Origin of the sequence: Streptomyces sp. SudanB52_2052, from assembly GCF_964272415.1 — a bacterium.
In the GTDB taxonomy this organism is placed as follows: Bacteria; Actinomycetota; Actinomycetes; order Streptomycetales; family Streptomycetaceae; genus Streptomyces; species Streptomyces olindensis.
This window is the reverse complement of sequence record NZ_OZ186796.1, coordinates 6,869,102-6,883,042: the sequence shown is the minus strand read 5'-3', so window position 1 is coordinate 6,883,042 and position 13,941 is coordinate 6,869,102. Positions and strand designations below refer to the sequence as shown.

11 protein-coding genes are annotated in these 13,941 nt (G+C 71.7%); 7 read left to right on the top strand and 4 right to left on the bottom strand.

Annotation, left to right across the window (positions count from 1 at the left end; genetic code table 11):
• The first annotated feature begins 301 nt into the window (after positions 1-301).
• On the top strand, positions 302-2,275 hold the full coding sequence (locus ACSUPV_RS30795; protein ID WP_382615301.1) for an ABC transporter ATP-binding protein: 1,974 nt from the start codon (positions 302-304) through the stop codon (positions 2,273-2,275).
• A gap of 9 nt (positions 2,276-2,284) precedes the next feature.
• Here ACSUPV_RS30795 and ACSUPV_RS30790 read toward each other — a convergent pair whose 3' ends face one another.
• The 3 genes from ACSUPV_RS30790 to ACSUPV_RS30780 all read right to left on the bottom strand — a co-directional run bounded on the left by ACSUPV_RS30790 (position 2,285) and on the right by ACSUPV_RS30780 (position 4,777).
• Positions 2,285-2,467, bottom strand: coding sequence for a hypothetical protein (locus tag ACSUPV_RS30790; RefSeq protein WP_003989511.1), 183 nt, complete (start codon positions 2,465-2,467; stop codon positions 2,285-2,287).
• 155 nt (positions 2,468-2,622) lie between these two features.
• Entirely contained in the window at positions 2,623-3,312 is a 690-nt protein-coding gene (locus ACSUPV_RS30785; protein WP_031115603.1) for a DUF899 domain-containing protein, read from the bottom strand.
• A 100-nt stretch (positions 3,313-3,412) separates the two neighbouring features.
• On the bottom strand, positions 3,413-4,777 hold the full coding sequence (locus ACSUPV_RS30780) for an amidohydrolase (protein ID WP_436948967.1): 1,365 nt from the start codon (positions 4,775-4,777) through the stop codon (positions 3,413-3,415).
• A 134-nt stretch (positions 4,778-4,911) separates the two neighbouring features.
• On the opposite strand from ACSUPV_RS30780, the gene ACSUPV_RS30775 reads away from it, so the two are divergent.
• Together ACSUPV_RS30775 and ACSUPV_RS30770 are read left to right on the top strand one after the other, a co-directional pair.
• Positions 4,912-5,889: an endonuclease/exonuclease/phosphatase family protein gene (locus tag ACSUPV_RS30775; RefSeq protein ID WP_436948966.1), complete on the top strand. Its 978-nt coding sequence runs from the start codon at positions 4,912-4,914 to the stop codon at positions 5,887-5,889.
• Entirely contained in the window at positions 5,868-6,422 is a 555-nt protein-coding gene (locus tag ACSUPV_RS30770; protein ID WP_051648196.1) for a class I SAM-dependent methyltransferase, read from the top strand. Before ACSUPV_RS30775 ends, ACSUPV_RS30770 begins: the two co-directional genes overlap by 22 nt.
• On the opposite strand, the gene ACSUPV_RS30765 is transcribed toward ACSUPV_RS30770, so the two are convergent.
• Positions 6,390-8,426 (bottom strand): FUSC family protein, encoded by a 2,037-nt coding sequence (locus ACSUPV_RS30765; protein WP_436948964.1) that lies wholly within the window; start codon positions 8,424-8,426, stop codon positions 6,390-6,392. The two genes, ACSUPV_RS30770 and ACSUPV_RS30765, sit on opposite strands and share 33 nt — an antisense overlap.
• Positions 8,427-8,725: 299 nt before the next feature.
• On the opposite strand from ACSUPV_RS30765, the gene ACSUPV_RS30760 reads away from it, so the two are divergent.
• Genes ACSUPV_RS30760 through ACSUPV_RS30745 form a run of 4 tightly spaced genes read left to right on the top strand, consistent with a single transcriptional unit; the run spans position 8,726 to position 13,930 of the window.
• Positions 8,726-9,136 (top strand): DUF6507 family protein, encoded by a 411-nt coding sequence (locus ACSUPV_RS30760; RefSeq protein ID WP_037757090.1) that lies wholly within the window; start codon positions 8,726-8,728, stop codon positions 9,134-9,136.
• The gene (locus tag ACSUPV_RS30755; protein ID WP_436948962.1) at positions 9,133-11,430 is read left to right on the top strand and encodes a hypothetical protein; all 2,298 of its coding nucleotides are present in this window, start codon (positions 9,133-9,135) and stop codon (positions 11,428-11,430) included. Before ACSUPV_RS30760 ends, ACSUPV_RS30755 begins: the two co-directional genes overlap by 4 nt.
• The gene (locus tag ACSUPV_RS30750) at positions 11,427-12,440 is read left to right on the top strand and encodes a hypothetical protein (RefSeq protein WP_051648200.1); all 1,014 of its coding nucleotides are present in this window, start codon (positions 11,427-11,429) and stop codon (positions 12,438-12,440) included. Before ACSUPV_RS30755 ends, ACSUPV_RS30750 begins: the two co-directional genes overlap by 4 nt.
• A 56-nt stretch (positions 12,441-12,496) precedes the next feature.
• On the top strand, positions 12,497-13,930 hold the full coding sequence (locus ACSUPV_RS30745; RefSeq protein WP_359790988.1) for a DUF6177 family protein: 1,434 nt from the start codon (positions 12,497-12,499) through the stop codon (positions 13,928-13,930).
• The last annotated feature ends 11 nt before the right edge of the window (positions 13,931-13,941 follow it).

Here is a 13,941-nt window from a genome sequence, read left to right as displayed (position 1 = left end):
AGCGGCAGCGGCAGCGGCAGCGGTAACGCAAGCGGCAGCGGCCGCACCGCGCTCCAGGCCGCCCCCTGCACGCACTCCGGCGCGCACCCCCGCGCACGACGCCGCAGCCGGACCCGGCGGGGCATGGACGCCGCTCCCCCGCACCACCACCCCACGACTCCGCGCCGTTCCGTGTGGCCTTCGGCCGGGTCGTGCGCCCGCGCGCATCCGGCGCCCTGGGCTGCGCCCTGCCCGGGCGGGCACCGCACCGCAATAGTGACCGTTCATCCAAGAACGGGCCACGAGCGGAGGTCGGTCGACGGTGGCGAAGAAGCGGACCGCGCCGGAGGTGTCCGAGTCGGAGCGGCTGCTCTTCGGCGGGCCGCTGCGCTACGACATGGGCTGGAACCAGCACGCCGACGCGTTCCTGGAGCTGAACTTCCGTGCCATGATCACGCGGCTGCCGTCCCTGCTGGCGTCCAGCCTCCGGCTCGCCCGGCAGGCCGACCGGGGCGCCGCTCGGGTCGTCCTGGCCGCCGAGGCGGGCCGGGGCGTGGCGCAGGCGGTGAGCCTGCTCGCGGTGAACAGCGTGCTGGCCCGGCTGATGGGCGGCGGCCCCCTCGAGGACCGGCTGCGCGGAGCCGTCCCCGCGCTGGTGACGGTGGCCGTCGTCATGCTGCTCGCGGCCCTGCTGCGGGCCGCGAGCACGTATGCCACCGGCCGCCTGGAGCCGAAGGTGGAGCGGGTCGCGACCGAGCAGTACCTGGAGCGGGCCGCGGCCGTGGAGCTGGCCGCGATCGAGGACCACGCCTTTCACAAGCTGCTGGACACCGCGCAGTACGGCGCCGCCTCCGCCCGCCGCATGATCGCGTACGGCACACGTGTGATCAACGCGATGATCTCGCTGGTCGCGGCCGCCGGCGTGCTGACCGTACTGCACCCCGCCCTGCTGCCGCTGCTGGTCACGATGACGCTGCCGAGCGCCTGGAGCGCGCTGACCGTCGCCCGGCGGCGCTACGAGTCCTTCCACGCCTGGGTACAGCACGCGCGCGCCGGACGGCTGCTCGGCAACCTGCTCATCGAGCCCGAGGCGGCCCCCGAGATCCGGGTGCACGGGGTGGGATCGTTCCTGCTGCGGCACTTCCGCGCGATGTCGGAGACGGCGGAGGCCGAGCAGGCCCGCCTCGCCCGGCTGGCCGCCCGCACCGGTCTGATCGCGGCGGCGTGGACGGGCCTGGCGACGGTGGCGACGTACGCGACGCTCGGCGGGCTGCTGCTGGCGGGGGCGATGGCCCTGTCGGTGGCGGGTACGGCCGTGATCGCGATCCGGACCGGTTCGCAGAGCCTCGACACGCTCGTGGTGGAGGTCAACGCGCTGCACGAGGAGGCGCTGTTCGTCGGCGACCTGCACCGGCTGTACTCGGAGGCGGCACAGCGGGCGATCCCCGAGGGCGGCCGGCCCCTGCCGGAGAACCCGCGGGAGATCCGCTTCGAGAACGTCACGTTCCGCTACCCGGGCGACGCCGCGCGCCCCGCCCTCGACGACGTGACCCTCACCCTCCCGCTGGGCCGGATCGTGGCGCTGGTCGGGGAGAACGGCTCCGGCAAGACGACCCTGGTCAAGCTGCTCGCCGGGCTCTACACCCCGGAGAAGGGGCGGATCCTGTGGGACGACGTGGACGCGGCGACCGCCGACCGGCACCTGCTGGCCGAGCGGATCGCGATGGTGGCGCAGGACTTCAAGAGGTGGCCGTTCACGGCCCGGGTGAACGTCGCCCTGGGGCGTACGTCGGCGCCCGTGTGCGAGGAGCGGCTGGCCGCGTCGATCGCCGAGGCCGGGGCGGAGACGGTGGTCGCCGACCTGCCGCGCGGGCTGGACACGCTGCTGGCCCGCAACTTCAGCGGCGGTCACGAACTGTCGGGCGGCCAGTGGCAGCGGCTCGGCATCGCCCGGGCGGCCTACCGCAGGGGCCGCATCCTGATCGTGGACGAGCCGACGGCGGCCCTGGACGCCCGGGCCGAGCTGGAGGTCTTCGAGCGGATCCGCGCCCTGGCCGACAGCGGCCAGACGGTCGTGCTGATCACGCACCGGCTGGCGTCCGTGCGCCACGCGGACCTGGTGCACGTCCTGGACCAGGGGCGGCTCGTGGAGTCCGGGACGCCGGAGGAGCTGCTCGCCACCGGCGGGCTCTACGCCGAGCTGTACGCGCTCCAGGCGGAGCAGTTCGCCAAGGCCCCCACGCCGGTCACGCCGGCCGCGCCGGTCCCGAAGGTGCCGGCGCCGAAGGCGGGCTGAGCCGGCACGTCACGCCGTGGCGTCGGCACCGTCCCCGCTGCGCACGATCACCAGGAACATGTCCGTCGCGAGATCCATGACGACCTCGGCAGGCAGGCCCTCCAGACGCCGCGCCTGCGCGAACTCCTCCGCCGGCCAGGAGCCACGTGGCCCACCGGCGGGAAAGCGCTCGAGCACCGTTCGCCCGTTCACCCTGCACCTCCATGTAGCGCTGTACTCGTAGAGTTAAACGCCAACCATGGGGTGAACGGCTCGCGAAGTGACGGTTCTGAGACGTAGTTGACACGCGTTCACCGTCAAGTGTGAGCAAACTCTCAGCCGCTTGGCTTATTTCCTCACTTTGCGTGTCAGTCATCGTACTCGTCGTGATAGCGGATGCGCTCACTTCCCGCAGGCGCCCCAAGAGCCGACGCGCGCCCCTTGGGCTCTTCCCACTCCTCCTGGCGGCCCAGTGCGGTGAGGTCGAGCAGGCTGGTGGTCGAGCCGAGGCCGTCGAGGCCGCGCTCGTACGTCGAGTACGTGTGGAAGATACGGTCGCGGTCCCGCAGGAAGCAGCTGAGGCCGGGCCGCTCGACGAGCTCGCCGTCGCGTTCGAGCGTCACCTCGAAGTCGCGGTTGAAGTCGCCGCCGTACGAGGAGTACCAGGGAACCGTCCAGCCCATCCGGGCCTTGAACGGCAGGATCTTCGGATACGGGGCCCGGGACACGGCCGCGAACGACGTGCTCCGCGCCGCGAGATGGGCGAGATGCCCGATTTGATCCAGGAATCCGGAGCAGCTGCGGCAGCCCGCGTCCCACTCCGGCGCGAACATGAAGTGGTAGACGACCAGCTGGAGCCGGCCGTCGAACAGATCGAGCAGGGTGGCCTTGCCGTCCCCGCCCTCGAAGACGTACTCCTCCTCGACCTCCACCATGGGCAGTCCGCGCCGCTCGGCATTGAGCGCGTCCCGCGCGCGGGTGACGGTCTTCTCCTTGACCAGCAGTTCCGCGCGCGCCGCGCGCCACTGCTCGCGCGAGACGATCTCCGGAAGCGACATGGGCCCTCCTGTGACAACGGTCCGTCCGGGGTGGTGACCGGCGGGAGGCGCGGAACTCATCGCTGCCCGGGAAGATTCCTCGCGAGCGGTTTCCGGGGCGTCAGGTGTCGTACTCCTGGACGCGGCGGCCGTGGCTGCGGTCGACGAGCGCGGGCAGGCGCTCCCGGAGCTCCGCCACCACCGTCGGCACGTCGATCGTCAGCAGTTCCCGGTCCCGCATGAGGACCCGTCCGTCCACGATCGTGGTGCGGACGTCGGCGGAGCGGGCGCTGTGCACGAGGGTGGCGGCGAGGTCGTGGACGGGCTGGGTGTGCGGGCCGCTGAGGTCGACCAGGACGATGTCGGCCCGGCGGCCCGGCGCGATGGTGCCGACACTGTCCCCCAGACCCACGGCCCGGGCGCTCTGCAGCGTGGCGTGGTGCAGGGCCTCACGGGAGGTCAGCCAGCGCGGGTCGCCCTCGGCCGACTTCTGGACCAGCGAGGTGAGGGCCATCGACTCCCACACGTCGAGGGAGTTGTTGGAGGCGGCCCCGTCGGTGGCGAGCCCGACGTCGACGCCGATGGCGCGCAGGGCGCGGACGGGCGTGGTGTCGGGCCAGGCGAACTTGAGGTAGCCGCGGGGCGCGGTGGCCACGGCCGTACGACCGTCCGCCCGCTCCAGGAGGGGCAGGTCGCGGTCGGTGATGCCGGTGCCGTGGGCGAGGAGCAGGTCCGTGTGGAGGATCGTCGTACGGTCGAGGACCTCGATCGGGGTGACGCCGTGGCGGGTGAGGCTGGTGTCGGTCTGGTCCCGGTTCTCGGCGGCGTGGAGGTGCACCGGCAGGCCGTGCGTACGGGCGAGTTCGGCGGTGGCGGAGAGGTCGTCGTCGACGACGGTGTAGGGGGCGTGCGGTGCCAGGGCGGTGGTGATGCGGCCGTCGGCCGTGCCGCGGTGGCGCAGCGCGAATTCCAGTGACCGCTCCCGGCCTTCGGGTCCTTGCGAGGAGAAGAAGGCCTCCCCGAGCAGGGCCCGCATGCCGCTCTCCGCGACGACGCGCGCCACCGCGTCCATCGCGAAGTAGTGGTCGGCGAAGCAGGTGACGCCGCCGCGGATCATCTCGGCACAGGCGAGCCTCGCCCCCAACTCGACGTGCTCGGCCGTGAGGTTGGACTCGACGGGCCAGACGACGTCGTTGAACCACTCCTCCGTGGGCAGGTCCTCGGCGAGGCCGCGCAACGCGACCATCGGGGCGTGGGTGTGGCAGTTGATCAGGCCGGGCAGGGCGACCTGGCCACGGGCCTCGATCCGCTCGGCGGCGGGCAGGCCGGCGACCGCGGCGGTGGTGGTGACCGCCTCGACGACCCCGTTCCGTACGACGATCGCGGCGTCCTCCGCGAACCCGATCCGCTCTTGATCGTCGTGCACGAGGACGGTACATGCGCTGATGATGAGCTCGGCGGGACTGTCCGCGGCAGAAGGCGTCATCACGCCAACGTACGACGACGTCGTAGGGCGGCATGAGCCGAACCGCACATCCCGTCGCGGCTCTGTCGCGGGGCCGGCCGGGCAGGCACCCTGGCCTGACCACCCCGCCTGTCGGCTTCGGAAAGGAGCCCGGCATGCTCCTCGGCACCTGGAACCTGGAGAACCTCTACCGGCCCGGCGGCCCGTACGGCCCGGAGGACGACGCCGCGTACGGGAGGAAGCTCGCCGCGCTGGCCGCCGTGATCACGGAACTCGACCCGGCGCTGCTGGGCGTGCAGGAGGTCGGCGACCCCGAGGCGCTGAAGGACCTGGCCGGGATGCTCGGCGACGACTGGCATGTCGCCCTGTCCGAGCACGCGGACAGCCGGGGCATACGGGTCGGGTTCCTGAGCCGTGCGCCCTTGACGGTGGTGGCGGACACGGTGGCGTTCCCGACGGAGCTGCGGCCCGTGCAGGCGGACGACTCGGGGCTGACGGTGGCGGGGGCGGGGCGGACCCTGCTGGCCGTGGAGGTCAGGGACGGGCCGCCGGGGGACGGGTCTTCGCCCGACGAGCCGCTGCGGGTGGCCGTCTGTCACCTCAAGTCGAAACTACTGTCGTACCCGGACGGCCGGTTCCAGCCGCGCGACGAGGGCGAACGGGCCCGCTACGGCGCCTACGCCCTGTACCGGCGGGCCGCGGAGGCGACGGCCCTGCGCGCCCTCGCCGACGAGTTGCTGGAGGGCGACGGGCGGGCCCGGGACGTGGCGGTCCTGGGCGACCTGAACGACGAGACGCAGGCGGCGACCACACAGATCCTGCTCGGCCCGCCCGGCTCGGAGATCGGCACGCCGGGGTACGACAGGCCCGATCACGGGGACGCGACGCGGCTGTGGGACGTGGCCCCGCTCGTCCCCGCCGGACAGCGCTGGTCCCGCGTCACCTCCGGGCGGCGCGAGCTGATCGACCACATCCTGCTCAGCCACCGGCTGGTGCGGCGGGTGACGGCGGCGGGCACGGGCCTGCCCGGCGAGGGCCCGCCCGACCTGCCGTCGGTCGGCCCCGACCCGGCGGAGCGGCGGGGCGCGCCCGGGTCGGACCACGCGCCGGTGTGGGTGCGGATCGGCGGCTGAGGGCCATCGACATCCCGGAGCGGCTGAGGTGGGCGGTGCGGATCCTCGACCCCGCCCCCGACGACCGCGTGCTGGAGATCGGCTGCGGCCGCGGCGTCGCGGTCGCGCTGCTCCGCGACCGCCTCACCACGGGCACCGTCACCGCCGTCGACCGCTCCGCCACGGCCGTGGCGGCGGCCCGGCGCCGCAACCGCGAGGCGGTCGCGGCCGGGAGGGCCGCCTTGCACGTTCTCTCCCTGGAGGACGCCGACTTCGCCCCTGAATCCTTCGACAAGGTCCTGGCGGTGAACGTGAACCTGTTCTGGACGCGCCCGGCGGACGCGGAAGTGACGGCGCTGCGACGCTGGCTGGCACCGGGAGGCGTGCTCTGCCTGTGCTGGGAACCGCCGGACGGGAGGCGGGCCGGGGAGATCGCCGGGGTGGTGGAGCGGGTGGTCGCGGCGCACGGGTTCGCGACGAGGACCGTGCGGGACGGCGGGCTGGTCGCGGTGCTGGGCGTGCTAGCCGGCGAGGGGCGTCCGGGGCAGCCGTAGGCCCACCCGCTCCACCGGCCCGGCGAGTTCGGCGAGGACGGCGGCGAGGCGTTCCCGGTGGCGTGGGCCGATCTGTCCCGTGTCGTCGAGGTGCACGGCGCAGGCCGTGGTGGTGTCGACGAGGCGTTCGAGGATGTCGGCCACCTCGTCCGCGCCCTCGGTGTGCCGGGCGAGGGCGGGCAGTTCGTGCGCGGCGAGGGAGATGGCCGTGCGGGCCTCGGCGAGGGTGCGGTAGGCCTCGCGGCGCAGGGTCCAGCGGGTGGCGCGGTGGTCGGAGGGGGTACCGGGGGTTCCTATGCGTGGGGTGTCGGGGATGCCCGAAGTTCCGACGCGCGGGGCATCGGGGGCGCCGGAGGTCTCGACCCTCCGGGCTTCGGGGGTGCCGGAGGTTCCGATGCGCGGGGCGCCGGGGGTCCCGGGGGCTCCGGAGGTTCCGATGCGCGGGGCGTCGGCCTCGTCGAGGACGTGGGTGAGGTAGGCGTGCGCGGCCTCGTTCGCCGCCGCCAGCCGGGCGCGCACGCCGCCGCCCCGCTGTCCCGGCATCGGCAGGTGCCCGACGATCAGGACGATCGCGCAGGCCAGCAGCGTCTCGCCGATCCGGCCCGCGGACGCCTGCGGCTCCCCGCCGACCATGACGAGGGCGAGGACGAGGACGGTGACGACGGCGGTCTGGGCGGCGAAGTGCCGGGTGGCGACGGGGATGAGCGCACCGCTGAGGGCGACGAGCGCGATGAGCCCTTCCGGCCGGGGCAGGACGGCGGCGAACCCGGCGAAGAGGAGAGCGCCGAGTACGGTGCCGGCGGCCCGGTTGAGCACGCGGGAGGCCAGGGGGCCCAGGTCGGGCTTGACGAGGAAGACGGCGGTGGCGGGCAGCCAGTACCAGTGCTCGTGCTGCCCGTACCACTGGGTCCGGTGCAGGGCCTGGGCGACCGCCGCGCTGGCCCCGAAGCAGAGGGCGACGCGCAGCCCGTACTCGCGTCCGGCGCTGCCGAAAACGGCGCGCAGTCGATCCCGGGCGGTACGGGGCCGGGTGTGCAGGTCGCCTCCCCCGCCCTGGTCGAACACCTCGGCGGCGTGCAGCAGGGCGTCGTCGAGGGCGCGCAGAGCGGGTGCCGAGCGGGAGGGGGCGGGCAGTGGACCGGTGTGCGCGTTGCCGCGGACGGCGGCGGCGAGCCGCCGGGGTCCTTCGGAGGCCCGCTCGGAGACGGCCTCTCCGGCCCAGGCGAGGGCCGTGGCGGCCTCGGCGAGGGGCAGCGCGGCGGCGTACTGGGCGTGCAGCCGCCGCTCGGCGGAGGAGGAGGCGTACCGCCGCAGCCGGGGCCCGGCGAGGGCGTCCTGCGCGTGGTCGAGGGCGGCGGTGAGCGCGGCCCGGCGGCGGATGGCCTCGGGCCCGCCGACGGCGTCGAGGAGCTCGGCGACGGCGTCGTACACGCCGGCCACGGCCTGCCGCTCCCCGTCGAACCGGAAGTCGCCGGTGAGGGAGCCGGGCGTGGGCAGGACGAGCCGCAGCACGATCAGCCACCCGGCCCCCGCGAGGAAGGCGAGCGCACGGCCCCATCCCGGCTCCGGCAGGGGCATCCCGGCCCCGACCGCGGAACCGACGAGCACCTGCGTCCCGACGGCGGACGCGACGGGCCCGATCGCGCTGACCGCCCCGGCGACGAGCCCGACGACCGTGAGGATCACGGTGAGCACGACCGCGCCCGTCCCCTGCCCGGCGTACGTCCCGATCACCATTCCCAGGGCACCGCCCAGCGCGGGCATCCCGATCCGCTTGACGGAGGCCCGACGGCTCCCCGGCCGGTCGTTGATCCCGGCGAGCATGGCGGCGATGGCGGCGACGACGCCGAGCGAGGTGTGCCCGGTCCCCACGGCCACGAGCAGCAACGGCCCGGCGGACAGGGCTCCCCGCGTCACCGCGCTCCAGGGCACCGGCCCTCGCTGGGAGCGCAGGGCGTGCGCGAGCCAGGGCGGAAGATGCAGAGCGGCGGGGAGGCGGGGCACGGAGCTCCAGTCGTCTCGTCGGAGGCAGGGGTGGGCCTTCGGGCGACGGTGGCCGGGCGGTGTTGGGGCCCACGGTAGGCGGGGTTCCTGGAGGAAAGGTTTCCGGAACGTGACGGAGGCCGCGAAAGTCGGCGTTCTTTATGAACGCAACTCCGAGCACTGGGGTGGCGGGCGTGTGGCCAGATCCGCACTGTTCCGCACAGGCGGCTGATACAGATGAAGATCTCGTTGTCAGTGGCTTTTGTGATGCTGAGGGACGACTGAGGGAATGTGTTCGCCGGGGATTCACGGGGGTTGGTGTGACAGGATGGGACATCTCGCCTTCCGGTGTGGGGTCGGTGGTCTCCACGGTGCGGGAGGCGGCCGACGCCATGAACGAGGGCATCACGCTGTACGGACGATCCGTGCAGGGGGCGATGGAGTCGGTGGGCACGCTGTCGTTCGGTGACGGGGGCGCGGCAGCCGGTGGCGGCCGGGCCGCCGGTCTCGTCGCGGTGGCACTGGCGGAGTTCGTCGCCGGCACCGAACGGGATGTGGCGTTCCTGCCACTGCGCGCGAGCAACTCCGCGAACGGCGCGATCGAGGCGACCAACGCCTACGTGGCCGGCGACCTGGAACAGGCGTGGAACGCACAGCGTCAGGCCGCCCTGGCACCGGACGTGACCGCCTTCCTGGAGGCCGCCCGCAAGCAGGCGGGTGACAAGGGTTGATCAGCCCGGACAACATACCGACGTTCACCGGCGACCTGGTCGCACTGCAGCAGCACATCTCCTCATTGCGTCGGGCGGCGAAGGCGATCCGGGACAACGGCGGCGAGGTCCATACCCGCTTCCAGCGCCTGGCCCCCTCCTACACGGCACCCGAGGCCGAGCAGCTTCTCGCCACCACGCAGCCGGTCGAGTCGAGGTCGTCCTCGTTCGCGGACGACCTGGAGACGGTGGCCGCGGCGCTCACCGCGCACGTCATCGAAGTCGCCGAGATCGTCAAACGGCTGGAGACCCTGCGCGGCCAGGCCATGGTGTTCGTCGAGTCCGTCAAGGGCGATGACGGCCTGCTGCGCAGCTGGCAGCAGGACCAGGACAAGGTGGATGAGCACCAGGCCATCTGGGACGGCGTGAACGCGGCGGTCGCGGCCTTCCAGCAGGCCGAGGTCGACTGCGCCGACAAGATCACCGCACTCGTCGGCGGCACCCAGTGGCACATCAACGACGGCAGCCCCAAGCAGGACAACCCGTACGGTTTCAGTGCCGAACAGCTCGGCCAGGCGGACGAACTGCCCTGGGGCACCCCTGCCCACCACGAGGCGCTGCCGTTCGGCATCGACTACCACCTGCGGGAGGTCGGAGTCTCCCTGTGGGACAACGCCGCGGGCTCGGTCGAGGGCTTCATCGACCTGTTCAGCCCTGGGGAGGAGGGCGACGCCACCCGTGAGGGGCTGGTCCGGGCGATCGTCGGGATGGAGTCGTATCTGCTCGACCCGCACGGCGACCGCGAGGGCTCCGGGCCGTGGAACCTGCCGTTCGCGCAGGAGAGCCGGCCGTTCGCGAAGGAGTTCGCCAAGGGGCTGGTCGGCTGGGACGACTGGCAGACCAACCCGGGCAAGGCGTTCGGCACCGTGCTGTTCAACGGCCTCACCCTCGGGGCCGGCCCGCTGGGCGCCGCGGCCAAGGGCGCGTCCGCCGCCGGCAAGGCGGGGGCCGGAGCCCGCGTGGCCGGCACCCTGGCCAAGGTGGGCGAGGTCCTCGATCCCATCGGCGCCGCCGCCAGGACAGCCGGAGCCGCGGCCCGCGCCCTGCCCCGTGTCGCGGACCTGACCGCCGGGGTCCGCGCCGCCACCGAGGCGGCCGCCGCCGCAGACAGCACCCACAGCGTGCTACGGCTTGCCGACGGCTCTGAACTCCGCATTGCGGACGGGGAGTTCATTCCCGGCAAGGGTGGTGTTGTCGACAACACCCGTGCCCGTCACGAACCCCCAGCTACCGAGCGGACTTCGTCTGGAGACCTCCCCCGACAGCATGAACTGATCGGCGTAGGTGCACGCGCTCCTGAGGCCACTGCCCACACCGGCGACAGCCTGCCGCCCGGAGCCAGCCATGACGTACCCGGTGGGTCAGGTCCCCGCGATGCCGCCTCGACTCATACGAGCCACGCCACCGAGAGCGGCGAGCAAGGAAATCACACGGGCAGGACGGAGACCCATTCTCGGAGCGGAGCCGACAACTGGACCTCTGTCCCGGATCACTCGGAGCCTGGGGACATCCCACCTGATGGCCATGGGAGTGGCGGCGTACGGCATCCGGAGGACAACCACGGTGGTCAGGCAACCGAAACCACTCCGGGTCCACTGGAGCTGGGGGGTGAGGCCGAGCATCGACTGCGCGAAGGAATCCGCGGCATTCCCAGAAACACCATGAAGCCCAAAGTGCTGGAGAGGATTGTCAGCAGATTGGGCGAGGACCCATCCGGCCGCGAAATTGCCGAGATCATCAGCTCCGGCCACCTTTCCCAGTCGCAAGGGTTCCTGGATACGGTCTCCATGGTGGGATCATCCAACCCGCACCAAGTTCCACGGGCCATTGATCAGATCCGGCTCGGCGATCAGCTCTACAGAAGCGGCTTGCGGAACATCGAATTCGAAGTAAAGGACGCGGCACTCAAGGCGGATCTCGACGTGCGGGTTACTGATGATTCAGGGCAAAGTTACGGGTATCAACTCAAGCGTCTGGATAATCCGAAGGAACCTATCAACGAGATTGCGAAGTCGCACCATCTCGGCCAGCTCTCCAAATCGGAAGCCGACCATAAGATCATGCTCGTCGACGGGCAGGGCACCGTCGCGGAATGGCAGGCGAAAGGGGTGCCGGAGGAGCTACTCCAGGTACATCATGGCGAGCATCCGGTGAAGAGCAAGAAGGGTCGTGGCATCCTGTTCGTGATCAGGCTCGAGGACGGAACGCTTGTGATTCCGCCGGGCGCCAAGGTTGATCCGCGAGGTGTTCTGTGATTACGACGATGCCGGTTGGCAGCTGGTCCTGGGAGACCGTGACGCGGCGTCCGGACGACAATCCGGTCACACGGTGCGTTCAGCTGGTGCTCGACTTGTGGGCTGCCCTGCGGGGTCTGGGTCTGGCCGAAGGCGACGCCCGAGCCGACATCACCGCACAGGGCGTAAGCCAGGGCTCGCTCCTGGTTGACCGCAAGAGGGTGCACGTTGAGGCGAATCGCGCCGCCTCGGACAGCGAGCTCTCACGCGAACTGCGCTCGGTGGATCCTGCACGGGTCGAGGTCGTGACGATCGATCTGGCCACGCCGGGAATCTGCCTCCGCGGGGGCGAGACCCACCATGTCCAGAAAATGTTCGTGATTTCCGTCGAGTCGTGGTCAGGCGGTGCGGGAACGGTGACGCTTCACACCTTCTCCGATGCTTGGCTGTCCCATGACCTACGCGGACACAAGCAGGTCGAGGTGCAGCGCGAGAACGCTCCCCGTTTGACGGCGGCGCTCGCCGAGATCAGCAGACTGACGCAATCTCAGACCGTTCCCTCAGACCCTCGCACATACGGCATTCCGACCGCAGACGGCTTCGAAGACTTCCCGGACGACGACCCGGACCTGCTCGACTTTTGGTACATGCTCGAAGTGCCGCGCAGAACGAGATGGCTATTGCAGCAACTGCCATCAGAGTCGGTGCATTTCGAGGCGCAGACCGAATCGCCGGTCACGTTCGCGGAAGTGGCGGTGAATGACAAAATTGTCGGGTACATCTGGGCATCCGACAATGATGACGCAGCAGGATATGAGCCGCGTACCCCAGCAGGGGATCTCGCCCTCGACGCCGGAAAGGAGTGGCTGACACGGCTGAGCGAGGCAAAGCAGCGCGGCTTGTCTCCCTCCGGGGCACTGCACACGCTCTCGTCATCGCCGGGAAACGCACAGTCGGGGGCCGTTGTGCCGGGCTCGCTGCGGAAGTTCCCCTCACTGGAGGCTCTGCAGGACCTCTCGGGGAGAGAGTGATGAGGGCACAGGATGCCCTCACCTTCACACCCACGCCGATCTAGCCCAGGAATCCCGTGACACAAGACGTCATCGCCCTCACACCGAAGATGCCCGACACCCGCACCCTGCTCGCGGCGTTGTATGCGGGCGGCCCCGATCTGCGGGTGGACAGTGCTTCCGAGGGCGCCGCGGTCCGGCTCCACGCGCCGGACGGGCGGCCCCTGGTGACCGTGGAGGTGCCGCTCTTCCTTCAAGTCCCGGGCGAGATCGGTCGTTTGTTCGGCGGGAGCGTGCCGGAGGAGACGCCGATGTGGTGGACCGAGGTGCGGGCCACAGCTGCCGTGGAAGAGGCACAGCGGCTGGCCGGGTCGGTGGCAGGACGCCTGACCGCCGTGCTGGGTGGCAGTACATGGCCGCCCGGTGCCGCCCGTACGGGCGTCGTGCCCGTCCCTTTCGCGGACGCCGCGGAAGGGCAGGCCTCCTCCGCAGCAGGCGACGACCCACTCGACGTCGATGTGCTCACCGACAGGGCGGCCGTGGTGTTCCAGGACCGCCCAGTCGTCGCCGCGACCACCTGGTTCAGCGACCTCCTGCACCGCGCCGTCACATCGGACCGCGAACTGCAGGTCGTCACGCCTCCCAGTTCTCGCCTGACCCTGCCCACGCGCGCTCTGCTCACCGGCCTGCCCGCCCGCTGGGTCGTCCGGGGCCCCAAGGGCGGCTACTACGACGGGCTCTCCGGCGCCGTACTGCACTGGCATGAGGGCCGCTTCGCCCCCGCCCCGGCCGAAGGCGGTGGTTTCCAGCTCGCGGACACCTTCACGTCGACTCCGGCCGCCCGCACCGACGGCGAGCAGCAACTGATTCTGACCGTCCGTACCACCCACCCGGCCACCGAACAGCTTCTCCTCGGCGGAGCACTGGAAGCCTGCTGGCAGAGCCTCACCGGCAACCCGCCGGCCGGCTGGTCAACCGCCGAGCCCGTCAACCTGCCGTGGTCACCAAGGCAGTTGACCGAGTTGGCCCGCTCCCGTGCCCAGAGGTCGGCCCCCACCTGGCTGATCGCCGTCGGCGCCCCTGACCGCCCGGCGATCGCGACCTTCCGTGTCACCCACACCCGAGCCGGAGTCGAGGAGCACATCACCCTCGCCCTCGGCTACGCAGCCGGCCGGCACCCACCCGTCGACTCCCTGCCCGAACTGGCCGAGACGCTCGCCACGCGGCACCACCTGACCTCCATGCTCACCCACCTGCGCCCCGCCCGGGCCGACCTGACCACCCCGCCCCACCACGAGCCGCCCCCGATCCCGCTCTCCTTCACCTTGGGCCCCGACGCCGTGACCACCATCGGCCGCACTCACGCCCAGTCCATGCCGGGAACGCGCCCGGCCCTTCTCGGCCCTAAGGCCCGCCCCGCCCTGCACTACACCCTCGGCGACGGCACCGACCTCGCAGCCCTGCATCGCCTCGCACAGCTCAACGAGCACCTGACCAGCGCCATGGCATGACCGGATACGGA

Coding starts and splice junctions, on each gene's coding strand:
- ACSUPV_RS30780 (WP_436948967.1), bottom strand. CDS start 4,777: ATGACGCCTTCTGCCGCGGACAGTCCCGCCGAGCTCATCATCAGCGCA.
- ACSUPV_RS30785 (WP_031115603.1), bottom strand. CDS start 3,312: ATGTCGCTTCCGGAGATCGTCTCGCGCGAGCAGTGGCGCGCGGCGCGC.
- ACSUPV_RS30775 (WP_436948966.1), top strand. CDS start 4,912: ATGCTCCTCGGCACCTGGAACCTGGAGAACCTCTACCGGCCCGGCGGC.